The 18,711-nt window shown below is 60.6% G+C and carries 14 protein-coding genes; 7 read left to right on the top strand and 7 right to left on the bottom strand.

The window, feature by feature from the left end:
* Positions 1–43: 43 nt before the first annotated feature.
* From H9L06_RS09605 to H9L06_RS11935, 5 genes are read right to left on the bottom strand one after another with little or no spacing between them, the layout of a single operon-like run.
* Positions 44–955, bottom strand: a complete 912-nt coding sequence (locus H9L06_RS09605) for a diacylglycerol/lipid kinase family protein (protein WP_187554963.1) — start codon at positions 953–955, stop codon at positions 44–46.
* 14 nt (positions 956–969) lie between these two features.
* Positions 970–1,956, bottom strand: a complete 987-nt coding sequence (locus H9L06_RS09610; RefSeq protein WP_187554964.1) for an NUDIX hydrolase — start codon at positions 1,954–1,956, stop codon at positions 970–972.
* A gap of 3 nt (positions 1,957–1,959) precedes the next feature.
* On the bottom strand, positions 1,960–4,080 hold the full coding sequence (locus H9L06_RS09615) for an RNA degradosome polyphosphate kinase (RefSeq protein WP_187554965.1): 2,121 nt from the start codon (positions 4,078–4,080) through the stop codon (positions 1,960–1,962).
* A complete protein-coding gene (gene mshD, locus H9L06_RS09620; protein ID WP_187554966.1) occupies positions 4,077–5,000 on the bottom strand; it encodes a mycothiol synthase in 924 nt (307 codons plus the stop codon). Before mshD ends, H9L06_RS09615 begins: the two co-directional genes overlap by 4 nt.
* Positions 5,000–5,698, bottom strand: coding sequence for a winged helix-turn-helix domain-containing protein (locus H9L06_RS11935; RefSeq protein ID WP_187554967.1), 699 nt, complete (start codon positions 5,696–5,698; stop codon positions 5,000–5,002). The genes mshD and H9L06_RS11935 overlap by 1 nt, the downstream gene beginning before the upstream one ends.
* A 68-nt stretch (positions 5,699–5,766) precedes the next feature.
* Between H9L06_RS11935 and H9L06_RS09630 the strand changes: the two genes are divergently transcribed.
* From H9L06_RS09630 to H9L06_RS09640, 3 genes are all read left to right on the top strand, one after another.
* The gene (locus tag H9L06_RS09630; RefSeq protein ID WP_246454364.1) at positions 5,767–6,045 is read left to right on the top strand and encodes a hypothetical protein; all 279 of its coding nucleotides are present in this window, start codon (positions 5,767–5,769) and stop codon (positions 6,043–6,045) included.
* 162 nt (positions 6,046–6,207) lie between these two features.
* Positions 6,208–7,335, top strand: a complete 1,128-nt coding sequence (gene ygfZ, locus H9L06_RS09635) for a CAF17-like 4Fe-4S cluster assembly/insertion protein YgfZ (RefSeq protein WP_187554969.1) — start codon at positions 6,208–6,210, stop codon at positions 7,333–7,335.
* Between the two features lie 34 nt (positions 7,336–7,369).
* Entirely contained in the window at positions 7,370–8,110 is a 741-nt protein-coding gene (locus H9L06_RS09640) for a phosphoglyceromutase (RefSeq protein ID WP_187554970.1), read from the top strand.
* 72 nt (positions 8,111–8,182) lie between these two features.
* On the opposite strand, the gene H9L06_RS09645 is transcribed toward H9L06_RS09640, so the two are convergent.
* The gene (locus H9L06_RS09645; RefSeq protein ID WP_187554971.1) at positions 8,183–8,380 is read right to left on the bottom strand and encodes a DUF3073 domain-containing protein; all 198 of its coding nucleotides are present in this window, start codon (positions 8,378–8,380) and stop codon (positions 8,183–8,185) included.
* Positions 8,381–8,500: 120 nt separating this feature from the next.
* On the opposite strand from H9L06_RS09645, the gene H9L06_RS09650 reads away from it, so the two are divergent.
* On the top strand, positions 8,501–9,148 hold the full coding sequence (locus tag H9L06_RS09650) for a hypothetical protein (RefSeq protein WP_187554972.1): 648 nt from the start codon (positions 8,501–8,503) through the stop codon (positions 9,146–9,148).
* Positions 9,149–9,157: 9 nt separating this feature from the next.
* On the opposite strand, the gene H9L06_RS09655 is transcribed toward H9L06_RS09650, so the two are convergent.
* Entirely contained in the window at positions 9,158–10,498 is a 1,341-nt protein-coding gene (locus H9L06_RS09655; protein ID WP_246454365.1) for a DUF445 domain-containing protein, read from the bottom strand.
* A gap of 70 nt (positions 10,499–10,568) precedes the next feature.
* Between H9L06_RS09655 and H9L06_RS09660 the strand changes: the two genes are divergently transcribed.
* Genes H9L06_RS09660 through H9L06_RS09670 form a run of 3 tightly spaced genes read left to right on the top strand, consistent with a single transcriptional unit; the run spans position 10,569 to position 18,625 of the window.
* Positions 10,569–13,826, top strand: coding sequence for an efflux RND transporter permease subunit (locus H9L06_RS09660; RefSeq protein WP_187554973.1), 3,258 nt, complete (start codon positions 10,569–10,571; stop codon positions 13,824–13,826).
* Between the two features lie 8 nt (positions 13,827–13,834).
* Positions 13,835–17,092, top strand: a complete 3,258-nt coding sequence (locus tag H9L06_RS09665) for an efflux RND transporter permease subunit (RefSeq protein WP_187554974.1) — start codon at positions 13,835–13,837, stop codon at positions 17,090–17,092.
* Positions 17,093–17,095: 3 nt separating this feature from the next.
* On the top strand, positions 17,096–18,625 hold the full coding sequence (locus tag H9L06_RS09670; RefSeq protein WP_187554975.1) for a DEAD/DEAH box helicase: 1,530 nt from the start codon (positions 17,096–17,098) through the stop codon (positions 18,623–18,625).
* Positions 18,626–18,711 lie beyond the last annotated feature (86 nt).

Here is an 18,711-nt window from a genome sequence, read left to right on the forward strand (position 1 = left end):
CTGATGCGCATTCGAGGCGCACTTGGGCCTCACTCCTCAGGTACTACGCGAGGAGCGTGAGCGCTCCCGGGGCGATGTGCACCTCGAAGGGGCCGGTTCCTACGGGCTCTCCGTCAGAGTAGGCGATTTCGGCATCTGCCTCGATGCGTATGTGCCGCACCTTCGTGATGGTTACCTCGGGGAGGGACTCGTGCGTGCCACGTGCCAGCCTGCCGAGCACGCTCAGCACCCGGAGCTTGCCAGCATGCGTGACCTCGACCAGGTTGAGTTCACCGTCGGTCACCGAAGCTCTTGGCGCGAGCGGGATACCGCCGCCGACAGCGCGGGTGTTCATCACAGTTGCGAGCAAGCCGGAGAATGTGCGCTCGCCCGCGTCGCCAGAAATCGTGAATCTACGCGACTTGAGCACCGTGAGCTCGGCGAGCAACCCGAGCTGATACCGCAGGGGCCCGAGGGGCAAGCCGATCGCATTTGCTCTTCGATTAATTGCTGCGTCGAACCCTACGTTGAGTGCCCCTGCGAACCAGTGTGTGCGCCCATTCGGCAGCGACACCACTCCGAGATCCACTCGCTGAGGCCGCGGCTCTGCGGCCAGAATGCGGGCGATTGCGCGAGCCGGGTGATGACTGAGTGCGAACTGACTCGCGAAGTCATTACCGCTGCCCGCAGGCACGATGCCTATCGGCAGATCGCGCGCTTCGGGCACCTGAATGACGAGCCCGATGAGCCCGTCACCACCGATCAGAATGAGCCCGCGAAGCTCACCGGTTTGGCACTCTTCTCGCACTCGTTGTTGACAGTGGATCGCGTCGCGGCCGGTAATGACCCGCGCCGGAATGCTCGCTCGCTCGAGCGCTCGCAATACCTTCTTTGCTGACCGGGCCCCGCGGCCGAGCGCAGAGCGCGGGTTCACGACGACCCCGAATGGGGCGGTATTCGAAGGAACGGCGCCCACCGGGTGAGCCCCGGTCACGAGTGCTGCGGTGCGGTGGACTGCGGCGCCCCGTGCTTCAACGGGTACGTCTCGACTCCCAGAATTCCTGCTCCTGGGCGTTTCTTTGAGAAGTGAAACACCGAGAATCCCGCGGGCGGCAGAGCCGTCGCTTCATCGAGATATGAGCCCGGAAGGCTGCCACTCGCGAGCACGAGCTCGCGTGCAAGGTCGGGGAGCACGGGGCGATGGCTGCACACCACCACAGACTTGCCGCGCTTCACGATCTTGCCAATGAGTTTTCGCGTTTCGGCAAGGTCGCCAGTGTCCCAGAAGCCCTGGCTCAAGCTCACACGCTCTCGCACTCCCTTTCCGAGAAGGTGAGCGAGCGGAGCAACAGTGCTGAGGCAGCGATCGGCAGTCGACGAGTAGATGCGCTTCGGGCCAAATGACGCGAGGATCGGGGCGAGCATTTCTGCCTGGTGCAGACCCGTGGGTGAGAGGGGGCGCTGATGATCCACCGGGAAGGTCTCACTGCGAGGTTCGGCCTTCGCGTGACGTAGCAATGTCACCGAGAATGTGTCGATGAGCCCCGGCTCGGTGAGCCGCATGAACACGTCGAAGAGTTCACGATCGGCCTCGTAGGTGAGTAGCTCTCGAGCATTCTTCGCAAGCACCCACTCGAGTGCTTGAATCTCACCGTTTGGTTTGAACGTCGAAGCGAGCGCCTTCTTCGGAGTGACCTTCGCCGCCCAATACTGCACGATCTTCTCGGCACCGTTCGGCAGCTCGTAGTTGATGGTGCCGAGACACACCCCAAGTTTTACCTTGAGGCCCGTCTCTTCTCGCGTCTCACGAACCGCGGCCTGCGGCATGCTCTCGCCAGGGTCGAGCTTGCCCTTCGGAAACGACACGTCGCGCTGTTTCGTGCGGTGAATGAGCAGCACCATGAGCTGAGACTTACCGGCTTCGTCTGTGACGATTCGCCAGGGAATCGTGCCTGCCGCGAATATGCGCTTCGCCATCTGTTACCTTCTCCGAGCTCTCGTGCGATCGACCATCACCAGATCTTGCAGATCTGGAAGCGGCTCGCCCGTCTCGCTCACCACGCTACGGTGCCAGGTGCCGTCGGGGAGCATGCGCCATGACGATACGTCATCGCTAAACGCGAACTCGAAGAACTTGTCGATGCGCGCGAAGTGTTCGCGCTCTGAAAGCGCGACGAGCACCTCGATGCGGCGGTCGAGATTGCGGTGCATGAGGTCGGCACTGCCGATGTAAATCTCACGGTCGCCGTCATTGTCGAACGCATAAATTCGCGAGTGCTCGAGATACCTACCGAGCACCGAGCGCACTCGGATCGTCTCCGAGAGCCCGGGCACCCCTGCACGAATCGAACAGATGCCGCGCACCCAGATCTCGATCGGCACGCCCGCCTGGCTCGCGCGGTACAGCGCATCGATGATGTCTTCGTCAACCATCGAGTTGGCTTTGAGGCGGATCTTGCTCTTGCGACCGTTTCGCGCGTGCTCGGCCTCTCGCTCGATGCGCTCGAGCAGGCCACTGCGCAGCTGGAGTGGCGCCACAAGTAGGCGGTTGTAGTCGGTCTCGATCGCGTACCCCGAAAGCACGTTGAAGAGCTTCGTGACATCGCGGCCAATCTCAGGTGACGAGGTGAAGAGCCCGAAGTCTTCGTAGATTCGACTGGTCTTCGGATTGTAGTTGCCTGTGCCGATGTGGCAGTAATGAGCGAGCTGGCCGCTCTCTTCTCGGATCACCTGGATGAGCTTGCAGTGCGTCTTCAGGCCAACGAGGCCATATACGACGTGCACGCCAGCCTGTTCGAGCTTGCGGGCCCAGGTGATGTTGGCCTCTTCATCGAACCGCGCCTTCACCTCAACAAGTGCGAGCACCTGCTTGCCTGCTTCTGCCGCCTTAATGAGTGACGCCACGATGGGGCTATCGCCAGAGGTGCGGTACAGGGTCTGCTTGATCGCGAGCACATCTGGGTCGGTCGCGGCCTGCTCAATGAAGGCCTGCACGCTCGTCGCAAACGACTCGTAGGGGTGGTGCACGAGAACTTCACGTCTCGCGATCGCACTGAACGTGTCGGGTTTGTCACTCGGCGAGTTCGTGCGGAACATCGGGTGAGTCACCGGAATGTGCGGCTGGTATCGCAGATCAGGTCGGCGCACACCGCCGAGCGCGAACAGACCCGACAGATCAAGTGGGGCGGGCAGCGTGTACACCTGCTCCATGTCGATGTCGAACTCGCGTACGAGTAGTTCGAGCGTCGCCGCGTCCATATCATCAGAGATTTCGAGGCGGATCGGAGGACCAAATCGCCGCCGCAGCAACTCTTTCTCGAGCGCCTGAATAAGGTTCTCGGTCTCGTCTTCCTCGATCTCAACATCCTCATTGCGCGTGACGCGGAAGACGTGGTGATCAATCACTTCCATACCCGGGAAGAGACCATCGAGCTGATTGGCAATGAGCTCTTCGAGCGGGATAAAGCGCACGTTGTCGTCGGTCTCCCGCCGATCCACACGAACGTAGCGGGGGATCATCTGAGGCACCTTCAACCGCGCAAACTCGATCTTGTCGGTCGTCGGGTTGAGCACACGGATCGAGAGGTTGAGCGCGCGGCCCGAGATGTATGGGAACGGGTGCGCTGGGTCGACCGCGAGCGGCATGAGCACGGGGTAGATGTGGTGCTGGTAATAGTTTGTAAGCACTTCGCGGTCGGCATTGTCGAGCGTGTCCCACTCGACAATGTGCACGCCAGCTTCAGAGAGCTGTGGCTTGACCTGCTCAGCAAAGCACCGCGAGTGGCGACGCTGCAGTTCGTATGCCGCATGGTTAATCTCTGCGAGCACGTCGGTCGGAGCGCGGCCGACATTCGTCGGTACCGCAAGCCCCGTAAGAATGCGGCGCTTCAGGCCGGCAACCCGCACCATGAAAAACTCGTCGAGGTTCGAAGCAAAGATTGCGAGAAAGTTTGCGCGTTCGAGCAGCGGAATCGTCTCATCTTCTGCGAGTTCGAGCACTCTCTGATTGAACGCGAGCCAACTCAGCTCACGATCAATGTAGCGATCTGCGGGCAACGTCCCGTCATTGATCACCTGAATTTCGCGGGTCTCTTCGCTCATGACCCTATTCTGGCACCCCTACGCCACTGCCTGCTGCGCGAATCTACGGTAAACCCCACAGCTTCATACATGCGCACCGCCCGTTCATTTTCGCCATCGACGTAGAGCGTCACTCGCTCAGGCGAGTGTGTGGCCATGCGGGCGAGCGTTGCATCGAGCAGAGCGCGGCCGAGTCCAAGACCTGCGTGCTCTGGGTCAACGCCGATCGCATAGAGCTCGGTCTCGGTGCCGGTTGCTTCGTCGTCAGAGTCAACAACCGTCTTGATCCAGGTAAACCCAGCAAGCCTCACATCCGCATCCTCGAGCAGCAGTAAGTCATGTGGATCGAACCACGGCTCCTCGCGCATGAGCGCAAAGTCGGCCTCCGTCACCCGGCCCTGCTCTGGGTGATCTGCAAAGGCGGCCGCGTTGACGCGCACCCACTCGGCCGGATCATCGGCGCCACCAAATGAACGCAGCGTGAACCCCTCGGGAAGTTTCGTCGCATACGGGTTGCTGTTTGCGGTAGGCAGCTTCGCGGGGTCGAGCGCCATGCGAAAAAGTGAGCGGATCGGCGAAAACCCTGCACCAGCGAGCAGTGCATCGGCGGCAGGATTGTCTCCGTGCGCCCAAGCAAGCAGCGCGTCAGGAGCTTTTTCGAGCAGCGTGCCGAGCGCCGCAGAACCGACACCGCGGCCGCGTTCTCGCGGATCTACCACCAGGTCGACCTCGCCCTGACCGAGTACGCCGACTGCGATCGGCGCCGTGACCTCTGCGTTGTCAGTACCCTGCTCAGTGAACAACCAGAGGTCGCGTTGGTGCTGCGACACCGCGAGGAGTGCCTGATCTGAGATAGGGGAGGAACCGTCGAACCGCTCGGCCCGATCGAGCAGCGGGCGCGCGTCTTCAATACCAGCAGCGCCAGCAACCACGGCGACCATCAGTCCTCCTCTTCTTGGCGACCTCTCGCAAAACCGTAACCAACGCCCCGGACCGTGCTGATGAGCCACTCGTGCTCACCGAGTTTTGCCCGGAGCCGCCGAACGTGCACGTCGACCGTGCGGGTACCTCCAAAGTAGTCGCTACCCCAGACATCCGCGAGCAACTGCTCGCGAGTGAACACGCGGGCGGGGTTGAGGGCGAGGAAATGGAGGAGTTCGTACTCCTTGTAGGTGAGATCGAGCGTGCGTCCGTGAACCTTCGCCACAAAGTTCGACTCGTCTATCTCAATACCCGATTCCTCGACCGCACCGGGCTGCTCGGTTTCGCCGGTCGCGGCCTTCGCAATGAGTAGCCTGAGACGCACCTCTATCTCAGCTGGGCTCGCGTCTGGTGTGAGAAAGTCGGCGATGTCCCACTCGGGAGTAATCGCAGCGAGTGCCGCGTCGCGAAGTAGCGCAACCCGCGGAATCTCGGTGCGACCGGAAAGCGTCAGTGCCGCATTTCGCGCGGCAGCGGGGGAGGTGGTGCCATCAATGAGGATCGCGCTCGGCGCAAAGTCTCCGCGCCCGTCCGATCCGCTTCGCGAAACAAACGCGTACATGGGCGACTCAATTGAGGCCATGATGACCTCGTGCGCAAGCACCTCGAGTGAGGGAAGCGGAGTGTGTTCGCCCGCACTGAGGAGAAGTAGTTGCATTCGCGCACCCCCTTCCAGCACCGGACCGGTTTATATATTACTGGTGCGCGGTATGGGAGGATGTGAGGGTGAGTACGCCAGAGAATACAGAACCGGTGCAGTGGCACCTGTCGCGGCTCATCATTGCCTGGACTGTCGCGGCAATAATCGGTGTGCTGGTGACCGTGTTCACCGATGCGATTCGGTTTCCGTGGTTGGTTCTCGCTATCGGCGTGTCGACCTTGGTTTCGTTCGCACTCCAGCTCGGAACGGCGCAGCGCGAGGGGTTCATCAGTCGCCTCGCCTTTAGCATTTCGGGTTCGGTCGTAGTAATTGCGGTTATTGATCTCATTGGTGCATTCATCTGATTCGCTGGCCACTGACGAGTTGCTAGACTGAACTCATGCTGTTGGCACTTGAACTCTTCTTCCTTGGTCTTCTCGGACTCGCAAGTCTCGCGATCGCGTGGGTTTCTGGCACCGTTATCTACAAGCTCTTCAAGGGGCAGCAGTAGCATTGCGGGTGGTCGCATGACCAGTCCATTTCTTAATCTTCCTGGCGCGGTCGGCGAGGTCGTCGCGTCACACTACGGTGCGCCCGTGCAAGAGCAGCGTTCGCTCGAGGCCGGTGACGCACTGGTCGATCTGTCTCACCACGGCATCGTCACCGTTAGTGGTGTTGATCGGCTGACATGGTTGCACTCGATGACGAGCCAGCAGCTTGCGGGTCTTCGCGCGGGCGAAAGCACTGAGACTCTGCTTCTCGACCCAAATGGTCGCATCGAACATGCGATTCGCGTCGTTGATGACGGCGAAACAACCTGGTTGCTTGTTGACTCAGACGCTGCACCAGCACTCTGCGCATTCTTGAACCGCATGCGGTTCGCTTTGCGGGTTGAGATCGCAGATCGCACCGAAGATTTTGCCGCGGTCCTCGCCTTTGCTGGTGGATCGGCGCTGCCTGCGCTCCGAGAACTGCAACCGGCAGTGATCTGGGAAGACCCCTGGGCTGAGATTACGGCTGGTGGCATTCAATACTCGAACGGGGAGCATCCGGGTAGCGCGTGGAGCGCGACGACTCTGGTCTTTCCGAGGGAGTCCCTGGATGAGGTGGCAGGGCTCGTGCGATCCGGCATCGTACGTGCCGCGGGCACGATGGCGCTCGACGCTCTCGAGATCCGCGCTTGGCGTCCGTCGCAAACCGGTGACGTCGATGAACGATCCATTCCCCACGAGTTCGACTGGTTGCGCACAGCAGTGCACCTCAACAAGGGCTGTTACCGGGGGCAAGAGACCGTTGCGAAGGTGCACAACCTTGGGCACCCGCCGCGTAGGCTCACCCTCTTGCACCTCGATGGGTCAGATGGTGAGCTGCCGGTTCCCGGTGCGCTCGTGTTCAAAGCAGGCGAGGGCGGAGATGCGGGCGCTCGCCCGGTCGGCCGAATCACTCGTGCTGCGCTGCACCACGAGTGGGGTGGCATCGCGCTTGCGCTACTGAAGCGAGCCCTTCCGTCTGATACTCCTCTCGAGGTTCGAGGGGGCGACGAGGCTGCCGATGCAAATGCAGCCCCTGGTGCACTCATCGCCGCGGCGCAAGAGATTATTGTGCCGAGCGATGCTGGCGCGACGCGAGACATTCCAAAGCTGAAGCGGTTGTAGTCGTTCAGCTCGAATGACTAGGTAAGCTGGAGACATGACGAACACGTTGATCCTGCTCCGTCACGGCCAGAGCGAGTGGAACAAGAAGAATCTATTCACGGGATGGGTCGATGTTCGACTCACTGAGCAGGGGCGCAGCGAGGCAGCTAACGCGGGTAAGCTGCTTGCCGAAGCGGGCAAGCTGCCTGACGTGCTCTTCACTTCGGTGCTGAGCCGCGCAATTCAGACCGCGAACCTCGCGCTCGAAGCCGCCGATCGCATGTGGATTCCGGTGGAACGCTCGTGGCGACTCAACGAACGTCACTACGGTGCACTTCAGGGACTCGACAAGGCAGACACACTGCAGAAATACGGCGAAGAGCAGTTTATGGAGTGGCGTCGTTCCTTTGATACTCCGCCGCCCGCGCTCGACGACGCCAGCGAGTGGTCGCAGGCGAATGATCCACGATACGCAAACATTGACGGCGAACGGCCGCAGACCGAGTGCCTCAAAGACGTCGTTACCAGGCTCGTTCCGTACTGGGAGGGCAACATTCTGCCCGAGCTCAACTCAGGCAAGACGGTGCTTGTCACCGCGCACGGCAACTCGCTGCGAGCACTCGTGAAGCATCTCGAGCAGATCTCAGACGCAGACATCGCTGCCCTCAACATTCCGACCGGAATGCCGCTCGTCTACGAGATCAACGAAGACGGCACCCCGACGGGTAAGGGTCAGTACCTCGATCCTGAAGCAGCAGCAGCGGGAGCTGCCGCCGTCGCAGCGCAGGGAAAGTAGCCTTTCGGCTGCGTTCCCTGCGCTGCACCAGCAACGGGAATGCAGTCGGCTGCTTACTAGCAGCCCGAGAGGTTACTTGTCTTCGCCCTCAGCGCTGTCGTCGTCGCTGTCGTCGTTGTATTTGTCTGCGTACTCAGCCCAACGATCCTCTTCTGAGGGATTACTCGAAGCGAGCTCGCGCTCTAGCTGCGAGTAATCGGTGTTCGGGCTGAAGTACTTCAACTCCCGTGCGACCTTGGTGTGCTTTGCCTTCTGACGGCCGCGCCCCATGCGTGACCCCCTTACACATTCGGGCCCCGCATAAATGCGAGGCAGTACTTCTTTAAACATGGACGTATGGGGTTGATTCTAGCATGTGCTGATGCGCACTTGCAGCGATACGATGAGGATATGAACGAGTCAGCATCCAAACGATCTGTCGTGCGCATCGTGCTGGTTGTTTTGCTCGTGCTGGCGCTCATTGTGCTGGCCGTGGTTGCTACCGTTCTGCTCCCTATACTCACTCATCGCAGTTCGGGCGGTTCTGGGCAGGAAGTTCCTACCGGTTTCGTGTCTGAGTCGAGCGCAACTGGCGCTGACGGGCGCACCCGAATGCTCAAGGTCACTTCGGAAGATGGTGAACCCGCGGATTTGGCTGAGGTGCGCGTGGGCGACGAACTGATCGTGTCTGGCCACGGGTTTGATTCCGGTATCGGTATATACGTGAGTTTCTGCGCGATTCCCGAGAATGCCGAGACGAAGCCTGGTCCATGTCTCGGAGGCATTCCAGAGGGCGCAGAAGAAGGCGATCTCGCCGTGGACCAGGAGCTATCGAGTGCGTGGGTGACGAATGATTGGGCGTGGCGAGCGTTCGCCTCACACACGTACGACAACTCGGATGAGGGCACGTTTGAGGTGCACTTGACCGTGCCCGAACCGGTCACTGAGTCGCTCGACTGCACGGTACAGCAGTGCGCAATCGTGACCCGGGCGGATCACACTGCGGCGAACGATCGGGTGCAAGACATGGTGCTCCCGGTGGCTTTCGCGCAGGAGTAGATTCGAGATTTACACACCCGCGAGCGGAGCAATGACTAGCTGTGCAATCGCGAAAATCGCGAGGCCCGCGAGCGAGCCGATCACGGTGCCGTTGATGCGAATGTACTGCAGGTCTTTACCAACCTGAAGCTCAATTTTCTCCGCAGCCTCCTGCGTATCCCATCGCTGCACAGTGTCTGAAACGACCTGTGCGAGGTCGTGCCGGTAAGTGCTAACGAGATATTCCACTACGTTCATAACCCACACGTCGATCTTGAACTGCAGCGTTGAATCGGCTTCGAGATTGCGTCCGAAATCCTGAAGGGCGACCGTCATGCGCTGCCTCAGCTCACTCTGCGGGTCCTCGAGCATCTCGACGAGCGCGGCGCGCGCGGCCTGCCAGGTGCTCGCCGCGAGAGTGCGGATTCGTGGGCTGTTGAACACCTCGTGTTTGAACGCCTCGAGCTGTTCTTGGAGCGATTCCTGGTGCTGCAGGTCACGTGAGAGGTCCTCGAGAAACTTGGTGATCGCCGCACGAGCGGGGTGATCCGGTTCGCCTGCAACACGTCGCACGAAACGCACCGCTTCAGCGTGAATGCGCTGATCCACAAAACGATCGACAATGCTCGGCACCCACTGCGGCAACTGAGATGACAGCATCTTGTCGAACGCTTGAGGGTGCTGCACGAGCCACTGCTCGATGCGCCCCGCGGCGAGCTCGACGAGCGCCTCGTGGTGCCCGCCGGTGACAAACGATTCGGTCGCGCGACCGAGCAGTGGCCCCCAATCTGGATCCACAACGTGGCGCCGCACCAGCGACTCGGTGAGCTCTTGCACATCTTGGTCATCGAGCACGGTGAGCGCGCCGAGTGCGATTCCCGAGATCATCTCACTGACGCGCTCGGCGTGACCGGGCATGCGGAGCCATTCGCCAGCCATGCGCGCACCGCTGATCTCAGAAAGTTTGTTGTGCACGACGTCGTCGGCGAGAAAGTTCTCTTCGATGAAAGACCCGAGACCCTCTCCTATCTCATCTTTCTTGTTGGCAATGAGGTTGGTGTGGGGAATCGGAAGTCCGAGCGGGTGCCTGAACAGTGCGGTCACCGCGAACCAGTCGGCGAGTGCGCCGACCATGCCGCCCTCGCTCGCAGCACGCACATAGGCAAGCCACGGGAGTCGGTCTTGAAAGATGAACGATACGACAAACAGCACCGCCATAAACCCCAAAAGACCGAGGGCGAGCCCCTGCATGCGTCTAAGCGAATGCAGTCGGTCAAAGTCGGCGGGGGTGACGGCGCCGAGCGTTCGGCGGTGGATCAAAGGCACGTACCCATTATGCGCTGTCGACACGTCACGCTTAAAAATTGTCATTTTTCCCCGCGCAATCCCGATTGGCGCAAATGCGATCATTCGCTATTGACCGCGTGAAACGATCCGCAATATGCATCTCCTCACCGCGCTCAGTCTGAAGAACAGATCACTCATTGCGCTTGTAACCATCGTGGCGGCGGTGTTCGGAGTCATCAGTGTGGGTTCACTCAAGCAAGAACTCGTGCCCTCAACCGAGTATCCAACAATAGCCGTGGTGACGACCTACCCGGGCGCTTCGCCTGAGGTGGTGAACAATGATGTCTCGGGGCTGATTGAGACGGCCTTGCGTGGGGTTCCAAGGCTCAAAAGCACACATGCAACCTCGAGCACGGGCAGCTCAGTCGTGCTTGCCGAATTTACCTACGGGGCAAATATTCCGGCCACCGAACAAAAAGTAGAACGCGCGGTTGGCCGCATTTCGCAGTTGCTGCCAGAGACGGCCGACACACAAATCTTCGCCGGAAGCCTCGACGATTTTCCTATTATTCAGATAGCGGTGAGGCCGCCACCAGGGGTCGACTCAGAAGAGACGGCGAAGCTCATCGATCGCCTCGTGGTGCCCTCTCTCGGTGAGCTTAGCGGTGTGCGGCAGGCGCAACTCTCGGGCGATTGTGGTGACCGGGTCACGATTACGCCCAACGCCGACGCACTTGCGGATCGTGGATTGACCACCCAGTCGATCACCGATGCGTTACAGCAGAGCGGAACGCTCGTCGCGGGCGGAAGCGTTGAAGACGAAGGTTCGACGCTCGCGGTGCAGATCGGTTCGCGCCTCACCTCTGTTGAGGAAATAGCCTCAATCACGATTCCACGCACCGCGCAGGAGTTTGCGGAGTACCACCAAGCTCTGCAGATACAGAAGGCGCAGCAGGAGAAGCTTTCACAAGAGGCAGAGCTTTCGCAAGACGCACAGCTTCTTCAGCCGACACAGGATGCTCAAGGAACGCAGCCTCTGCCTCAGGAAGCACCATTTGAGGCTCCGACGCTGAGCGATGTCGTATCCATCGGAGACGTTGCGAGTGTCACGCTCGAGCCGAACCCGGTCACCGGATATTCACGAGTGAATGGTGAGCCTGCCCTAACGATTAGCGTCACGAAGACTTCTCAGGCCAACACCGTCGAAGTCTCGCATCAGGTGCGAGCTGAAATCGAGAATATTTCGGCGCAACTCAATGGTGCAAAACTCACCGTTGTGTTCGATCAGGCGCCGTACGTCGAACAGTCAATTGAGTCGCTCACCACAGAGGGTCTGCTCGGCCTGTTGTTTGCGGTGCTCACTATCCTTGTGTTCCTTCTGTCGGTACGTGCAACCCTCGTTACCGCCATTTCGATCCCGACCTCGATACTCCTCGCCTTCATCGGAATGTACTTTGCCGATTACTCGCTCAACATGCTCACGCTCGGCGCCCTCACCATCTCAATCGGTCGGGTAGTCGACGACTCGATTGTGGTGATTGAGAACATCAAACGCCACCTCGTAGTGGGCACAGGTCGCGCGGAAACAATCATTCGAGCCGTACGCGAGGTAGCTGGTGCGATTACTGCCGCGACCATGACCACCGTTGCGGTGTTCCTACCCATGGCTTTCATAAGCGGTATTGTCGGCGAACTCTTCAAACCCTTCGCCTTCACAGTGACGATCGCGCTCGCCGCATCGCTGTTCGTTTCACTCACGATTGTGCCGGTGCTTGCTTACTGGTTCTTGAAGCCAGAGAAGCGTAAAGATCTCGCGCTAGCCACCTCGAAGTCTGAGGAAAGCAGCGAGGCACGGACAACGAACTGGCTCACCAAGGGTTACCGGCCGATCATTGAGTGGACCCTGAAGCGCCCCGCGATCACATTGCTCATTTCAGTGCTTATTCTCGGCGGCACCGTGCTCGCGACGCCGCTTATGAAGACGAACTTCTTGAGTGAAGACGAGCAGAACTCGATCGGCCTCACGCAGACGCTCGCGCCGGGCGTGAGCCTCGACGCGCAACTTGAGCAGGTGGAGCGCGTTGAGGGCGCCCTTGAAGACGTGTCCGAGATCGATATCGTCCAGGTCTCGATTGGCGGTGACGGTTCGGGCATCGCCGCGCTCTTCGGTGGTGGATCGGATGGGGCTATCAGCTACTCGCTCACCATCGACCCCGATGCTGATCAGGCGGCCGTGAAGGACTCAATCCGCACTGCCGTCGACGCGCTTGACGACGCTGGTGAGTTCGCGCTCGGCCAAGCAAGCGGAAGTACCTCAATGACGAGCACGATTGAAGTGAACGTCACTGCACCCGACCAGGAGGCGCTTGCTGAGGCGAGCGACGCGGTGGTCACGGAGCTCAAGAAGCAGTCGAGCCTAGAGCAGATTGAGAGCGATCTTGGCGCGTCACGCCCATACGTGAATGTCACGGTGGATCGTGAAGCGGCAGCCGAAGCAGGACTGAGCGAAGCCGCTGTTGCGAGCCTGGTCTCGAGCAGTATTGAGCCGAGCCGAGTCGGCGAGATCGCGATCGAGAACTCGACCGTGAATGTCTATGTGGATCGCGGTGTCGCCCCCGAAGATGTTTCTGGTGTTGCGGCGTTGAAAGTTGAGACTGCGCAAGGAGAAAAACGACTTGACGAGTTGGCGACGATCGAATTTGCAGACGGCCCGGTCACTGTGCGCACTGGGAACAACCAACGCATGGTGACGGTCTCGGCGCTACCAAAGGCCGACAATCTCACAGCCGCAAATGCTGACGTAATGAGCGCGCTTCGCGCCGTCAACTTGCCGGCTGGGGCCGAGGCGAGCGTTGGTGGCGTCTTGGCTCAACAAGCAGAGGCATTCGAACAGCTTGGTCTTGCGCTGCTCGCATCTATCCTCATCGTGTATGTCGTAATGGTCGCGACGTTCCGCAGCCTCTTGCAACCGCTGTTACTGCTCATATCGGTGCCATTTGCGGCAACCGGGGCGCTGCTATTGCTTATTGCAACAGACATTCCCCTCGGCGTCGCGTCGCTCATCGGCGTGCTCATGCTCATCGGCATCGTGGTGACGAACGCGATCGTGCTCGTCGACCTCGTGAACCAGTATCGGGAACGAGGCGACGCGCTCCGAGAGGCCGTGCTGCACGGATCCCTACAGCGTCTTCGCCCCATCGTGATGACAGCGCTCGCAACAATCCTCGCGCTCACGCCGATGGCGCTCGGAGTGACCGGCAAGGGCGGCTTCATCTCGCAGCCGCTCGCCGTGGTCGTGATTGGCGGGCTGTTTTCTTCAACCCTGCTCACGCTTGTGGTGCTGCCTACGCTCTACTACATCGTGGAGAGACATCGAGACACCCGATCATTTGTCAGTGGCTCCGTGAAATAATTCACAGCATGCATCTCCTCACCGTGCTCAGCCTCAAGAACAGAGCACTCATCGCGCTCGTTACCATCGTGGCGGCGGTGTTTGGAATGATCAGCATGAGCTCGCTCAAGCAAGAGCTCATGCCCTCCATCGAGTATCCGGCTATTGCGGTAGTCACCACCTACCCGGGCGCATCGCCCGAGGTCGTGAACAATGACGTTTCGGATCCGATTGAGACCGCGCTGCGCGGAGTTCCGCAGCTCGAAAACACGACGGCCACTTCGAACACGGGCAGCTCGGTTGTTCTTGCGGAATTCACCTACGGGGTCGACATTGCGGCCACTGAACAAAAGGTAGAGCGCGCGGTCAGCCGCATTTCGCAGTTGCTGCCGTCGACCGCTGACACACAGGTGCTCGCGGGTAGCCTCGACGACTTTCCGATTATTCAGATTGCAGTAACCCCACCGTCAGGGGTTGACGCAGAGGAGACGGCGCGGCTCATTGACCGTCTGGTCGTTCCGTCGCTCGGTGATCTCGACGGTGTGCGACAGGCACAGCTCTCGGGCGCTCGTGGCGACCGGGTCACGATTCTTCCTGACGCAGACGCACTGGCGGATCGGGGCTTGACCAACCAATCGATCACCGATGCGCTGCAACAGAGCGGTGTGCTCGTCGCCGGTGGCACCGTCGAGAACGAGGGTTCGACACTCGCGGTGCAGGTCGGATCGCGGCTCACCTCGGCAGAAGATATCGCCTCGATCACCATTCCCCGCACAGCGCAGGAGCTCGCGGCGTACCAGCAGGCTCAGGCACAGTTGGCGCAGCAGGCAGAATCGCTGCCTCCGGGCGTTTCTGTCGAGGCGCCTTCGCTCAGTGACGTCGTATCCATCGGAGACGTCGCCGATGTCACGCTCGAACCGAACCCGATCACCGGGTACTCACGTGTGAACGGCGAACCCGCGCTCACAATCGCGGTCACGAAGACTTCGCAGGCGAACACGGTCGAGGTGTCTCACCTCGTGCAGCAACAGATCGATGAGATCTCTGAGCAACTCGGCGGCGCAGAACTCACAGTGGTGTTCGATCAAGCGCCATACGTTGAAGAGTCCATCGAATCGCTCACCACCGAGGGGCTTCTCGGTCTTGTGTTCGCGGTGCTCATCATCCTCGTGTTCCTCATGTCGGTGCGCGCGACTCTCGTCACCGCCATTTCAATCCCCACGTCAGTGCTGCTCGCGTTCATCGGCCTGAACTTCGCCGAATACACGCTCAACATGCTCACGCTTGGCGCGCTCACCATCTCGATTGGCCGCGTGGTCGACGACTCGATCGTCGTGATCGAAAATATTAAGCGCCACCTGGTCGTGGGTGCAGACAGAACGCGCACCATCATTCGTGCTGTGCGCGAGGTAGCTGGCGCAATTACTGCGGCAACAATCACCACGGTTGCAGTGTTCCTACCCATGGCATTCGTGAGCGGCATGGTCGGCGAGCTCTTCAAGCCTTTTGCCTTCACGGTGACGATCGCGCTCGCCGCATCGCTGTTCGTTTCGCTCACTATCGTGCCGGTGCTTGCCTACTGGTTCTTGAAGCCAGAGAAGCGTAAAGATCTCGCGCCAGCCACCTCGAAGTCTGAGGAAAGCAGCGAGGCACGGACAACGAACTGGCTCACCAAGGGTTACCGGCCGATCATTGAGTGGACCCTGAAGCGACCCGCGATCACATTGCTCATTTCAGTGCTTATTCTCGGCGGCACCGTGCTCGCGACGCCGCTTATGAAGACGAACTTCTTGAATGAAGACGAGCAGAACTCGATCGGCCTCACGCAGACGCTCGCGCCGGGCGTGAGCCTCGACGCGCAACTTGAGCAGGTGGAGCGCGTTGAGGGCGCGCTTGAAGACGTGTCCGAGATCGATATCGTCCAGGTCTCGATTGGCGGTGACGGTTCGGGCATCGCCGCGCTCTTCGGTGGTGGATCGGATGGGGCTATCAGCTACTCGCTCACCATCGACCCCGATGCTGATCAGGCGGCCGTGAAGGACTCAATCCGCACTGCTGTCGACGCGCTCGACGACGCTGGTGAGTTCGCGCTCGGCCAATCTGGCGGCGGCGTCTCGCTGACGAGCGCAATCCAGGTGAACGTTACGGCCCCCGATCAGGAGACCCTCGCTGAGGCGAGCGACGCGGTGGTCACGGAGCTCAAGAAGCAGTCGAGCCTAGAGCAGATTGAGAGCGATCTCGGCACCTCGCGCCCGTACCTGAGCGTCACGGTGGATCGCGAAGCAGCGGCAGAGGCCGGGCTCAGCGAGGTCGCGGTTGCGAGCATGGTTTCTGGCAGCATGCAGCCGAGCCGCGTTGGAGAGATCACGATCGACAACTCGAGTGTGAATGTCTATGTGGATCGCGGCGTTGCGCCCGAAGATATTGACGGCGTTGAGGCGCTGCAGGTGCAGACCGCGGTGGGCGAGAAGCGGCTCGACGAGCTCGCAACTATTGAGCTCGCAGACGGGCCGGTCACTGTGCGCACCGAGAACAACCAGCGCATGGTGACGGTGTCTGCGCTGCCAAAGGCCGATGACCTCACGGTAGCGAGCGCCGATGTGACGAGCGCGCTTGAAACAGTCAACCTGCCGGCCGGGGCCGCCGCGAGCATCGGCGGCGTCTTGTCACAGCAGGCAGATGCGTTCGAGCAACTCGGACTCGCGCTACTCGCCGCGATTCTTATTGTGTACGTCGTGATGGTTGCGACGTTCCGCAGCCTGTTGCAACCGCTGCTACTGCTCGTGTCGGTGCCATTTGCCGCCACAGGTGCGCTGCTGCTGCTTATCGCGACAGGAATTCCGCTCGGCGTCGCGTCGCTCATCGGCGTGCTCATGCTCATCGGCATCGTGGTGACGAACGCGATCGTGCTCGTCGACCTCGTGAACCAGTATCGGGAACGAGGCAACGCGCTCCGAGAGGCCGTGCTGCACGGATCCCTACAGCGTCTTCGCCCCATCGTGATGACAGCGCTCGCAACAATCCTCGCGCTCACGCCGATGGCGCTCGGGGTCACGGGCAAGGGCGGGTTTATCTCGCAGCCGCTCGCCGTGGTCGTGATCGGCGGCTTGCTCTCGTCAACCGTGCTCACACTTGTCGTGCTGCCGACGTTCTACTACATCGTGGAACGCCGCCGCGAAACCCTGCGCGAACGTCGAATCGCGCGCCGCAATGCTCGAGAGAGTGAGCGCGGCGAAGAGGCTGCTGGCCTTGAGTCGGGGGCCGCGCCAGCAGGGACAGAGGACTGATACGTGGCGCAGAAGAAGCGGCGCGGGTTCAAAGCGCCAAAGAACTATGATCCGAATCGGGGGCGCGCCCCGAAGCGAAAGTATGGTGCGCGCGCCGAAAGCGCTGGAGGCGCAGATGCGTCCTCTGGCAACACGAGATCTCCTAAAAACGCGACAGATCGCAGGTCTTCTGCGGGCGCCCAGGTAGGGTCGGGCGCTGACTCACGCGAACGCATCGATGTGCGTGGTGGATCGAGCACCAAGGCTGAGGCGCCACAGCAGCGCAAACTTGGTCCACGCAAGTTCGAGGCGAAACTCACCACGGCTGAGGACACGGTCGGCAAGACCTTTGCGAGTCTTGGGCTCGGCCAAAACCTCGTGCGCACGCTTGGCGAGCTCGGGGCTGAGTCGCCGTTCCCGATCCAGGTCGCCACGATTCCAGATGCGATCGCAGGCAGAGACGTACTCGGTCGGGCAGAGACGGGTTCTGGCAAGACAATTGCGTTTGGTGCTGCGCTTGTCGAGCGGCTGCTCTCTCTGAAAGCGCAGGGGGTGCTGGGCGAGAAGCGATCCACAAAGCAAGAAAAACCCGCAAAGCGCGGTGAACGAATTGACCGCGGAAAGCGCCCACCGGCCCGAAACCCGAAGGCACTCATTCTCGCGCCAACCCGAGAGCTAGCGCTGCAGATCGACCGCACGGTGCAGCCGCTTGCGCGATCGGTTGGCTTCTACACCGCGCAGCTCGTTGGCGGTGTGCCGATCGACCCCCAGGTGCATGCGCTCGAGCGCGGCATCGACATCGTCATCGGAACACCGGGGCGCATTCGCGACCTCGTGCAGCGTCGCAAACTTGACCTCCGTGAGGTATTGGTCTCGGTCATCGATGAGGCAGACCACCTGTGCGAGCTCGGTTTTCTCGATGAGACGCAGTGGGCGCTCAGACAGACAGAGCGGGGTGGGCAGCGCCTGCTCTTCTCGGCGACGCTCGACCGAGATGTTGAAGAGCTCGTCGCCGAGTTTTTGAGTGATCCGGCCGCTCACGAGGTTCCGAAAACGAGTTCGACCGTGCCGCACCGGGTGTTCCTGGTGCTTCGCGAAGACAAGGAACAGGCGGTGCTCGAATTCGCGAACCTACCTGGCCGTGTCATGATGTTCTGTCGCACCCGCGTGTATGCCGAGCGAGTCACCGAGCTGCTATCGGGAGCCGGGATCTCGGCCACGTCGCTCCATGGAAACCTCAGCCAGGCGCGGCGAGAACGCAACCTTGAGAAATTTTCGACCGGCAAATCGCGCGTGCTCGTTGCGACAGATGTGGCGGCTCGGGGGATTCACATCGATGACGTCGACGTCGTGGTGCAGCTCGACCCGCCCGACGATTCGAAGACCTTCGTGCACCGCTCAGGCCGCACAGGGCGTGCCGGTCGCGAGGGTGAGGTCATCACGCTAATTCCGAGAACCCGCCAGAAGCGCACCCGCGAGCAGCTCGAAGAGGCGGGCATAGAGCCCAAGTTCTTTGGGGATTATGAACCCGGGAGCTCATCGAAGCGTCGCTAGCGTATTGCGATAGTTTCTGGCGCGTCTTATTGGTGGTTTTATACAACTGCCTCGTGAGTCTCACTTGCGCGATTGTCGAGTGAACG

Source organism: Leucobacter denitrificans (genome assembly GCF_014396385.1).
In the GTDB taxonomy this organism is placed as follows: domain Bacteria; phylum Actinomycetota; class Actinomycetes; order Actinomycetales; family Microbacteriaceae; genus Leucobacter; species Leucobacter denitrificans.

Coding starts and splice junctions, on each gene's coding strand:
- H9L06_RS09610 (WP_187554964.1), bottom strand. CDS start 1,956: ATGGCGAAGCGCATATTCGCGGCAGGCACGATTCCCTGGCGAATCGTC.
- H9L06_RS09615 (WP_187554965.1), bottom strand. CDS start 4,080: ATGAGCGAAGAGACCCGCGAAATTCAGGTGATCAATGACGGGACGTTG.
- mshD (WP_187554966.1), bottom strand. CDS start 5,000: ATGGTCGCCGTGGTTGCTGGCGCTGCTGGTATTGAAGACGCGCGCCCG.
- H9L06_RS11935 (WP_187554967.1), bottom strand. CDS start 5,698: ATGCAACTACTTCTCCTCAGTGCGGGCGAACACACTCCGCTTCCCTCA.
- ygfZ (WP_187554969.1), top strand. CDS start 6,208: ATGACCAGTCCATTTCTTAATCTTCCTGGCGCGGTCGGCGAGGTCGTC.
- H9L06_RS09640 (WP_187554970.1), top strand. CDS start 7,370: ATGACGAACACGTTGATCCTGCTCCGTCACGGCCAGAGCGAGTGGAAC.
- H9L06_RS09645 (WP_187554971.1), bottom strand. CDS start 8,380: ATGGGGCGCGGCCGTCAGAAGGCAAAGCACACCAAGGTCGCACGGGAG.
- H9L06_RS09650 (WP_187554972.1), top strand. CDS start 8,501: ATGAACGAGTCAGCATCCAAACGATCTGTCGTGCGCATCGTGCTGGTT.
- H9L06_RS09655 (WP_246454365.1), bottom strand. CDS start 10,498: ATGACAATTTTTAAGCGTGACGTGTCGACAGCGCATAATGGGTACGTG.
- H9L06_RS09660 (WP_187554973.1), top strand. CDS start 10,569: ATGCATCTCCTCACCGCGCTCAGTCTGAAGAACAGATCACTCATTGCG.
- H9L06_RS09665 (WP_187554974.1), top strand. CDS start 13,835: ATGCATCTCCTCACCGTGCTCAGCCTCAAGAACAGAGCACTCATCGCG.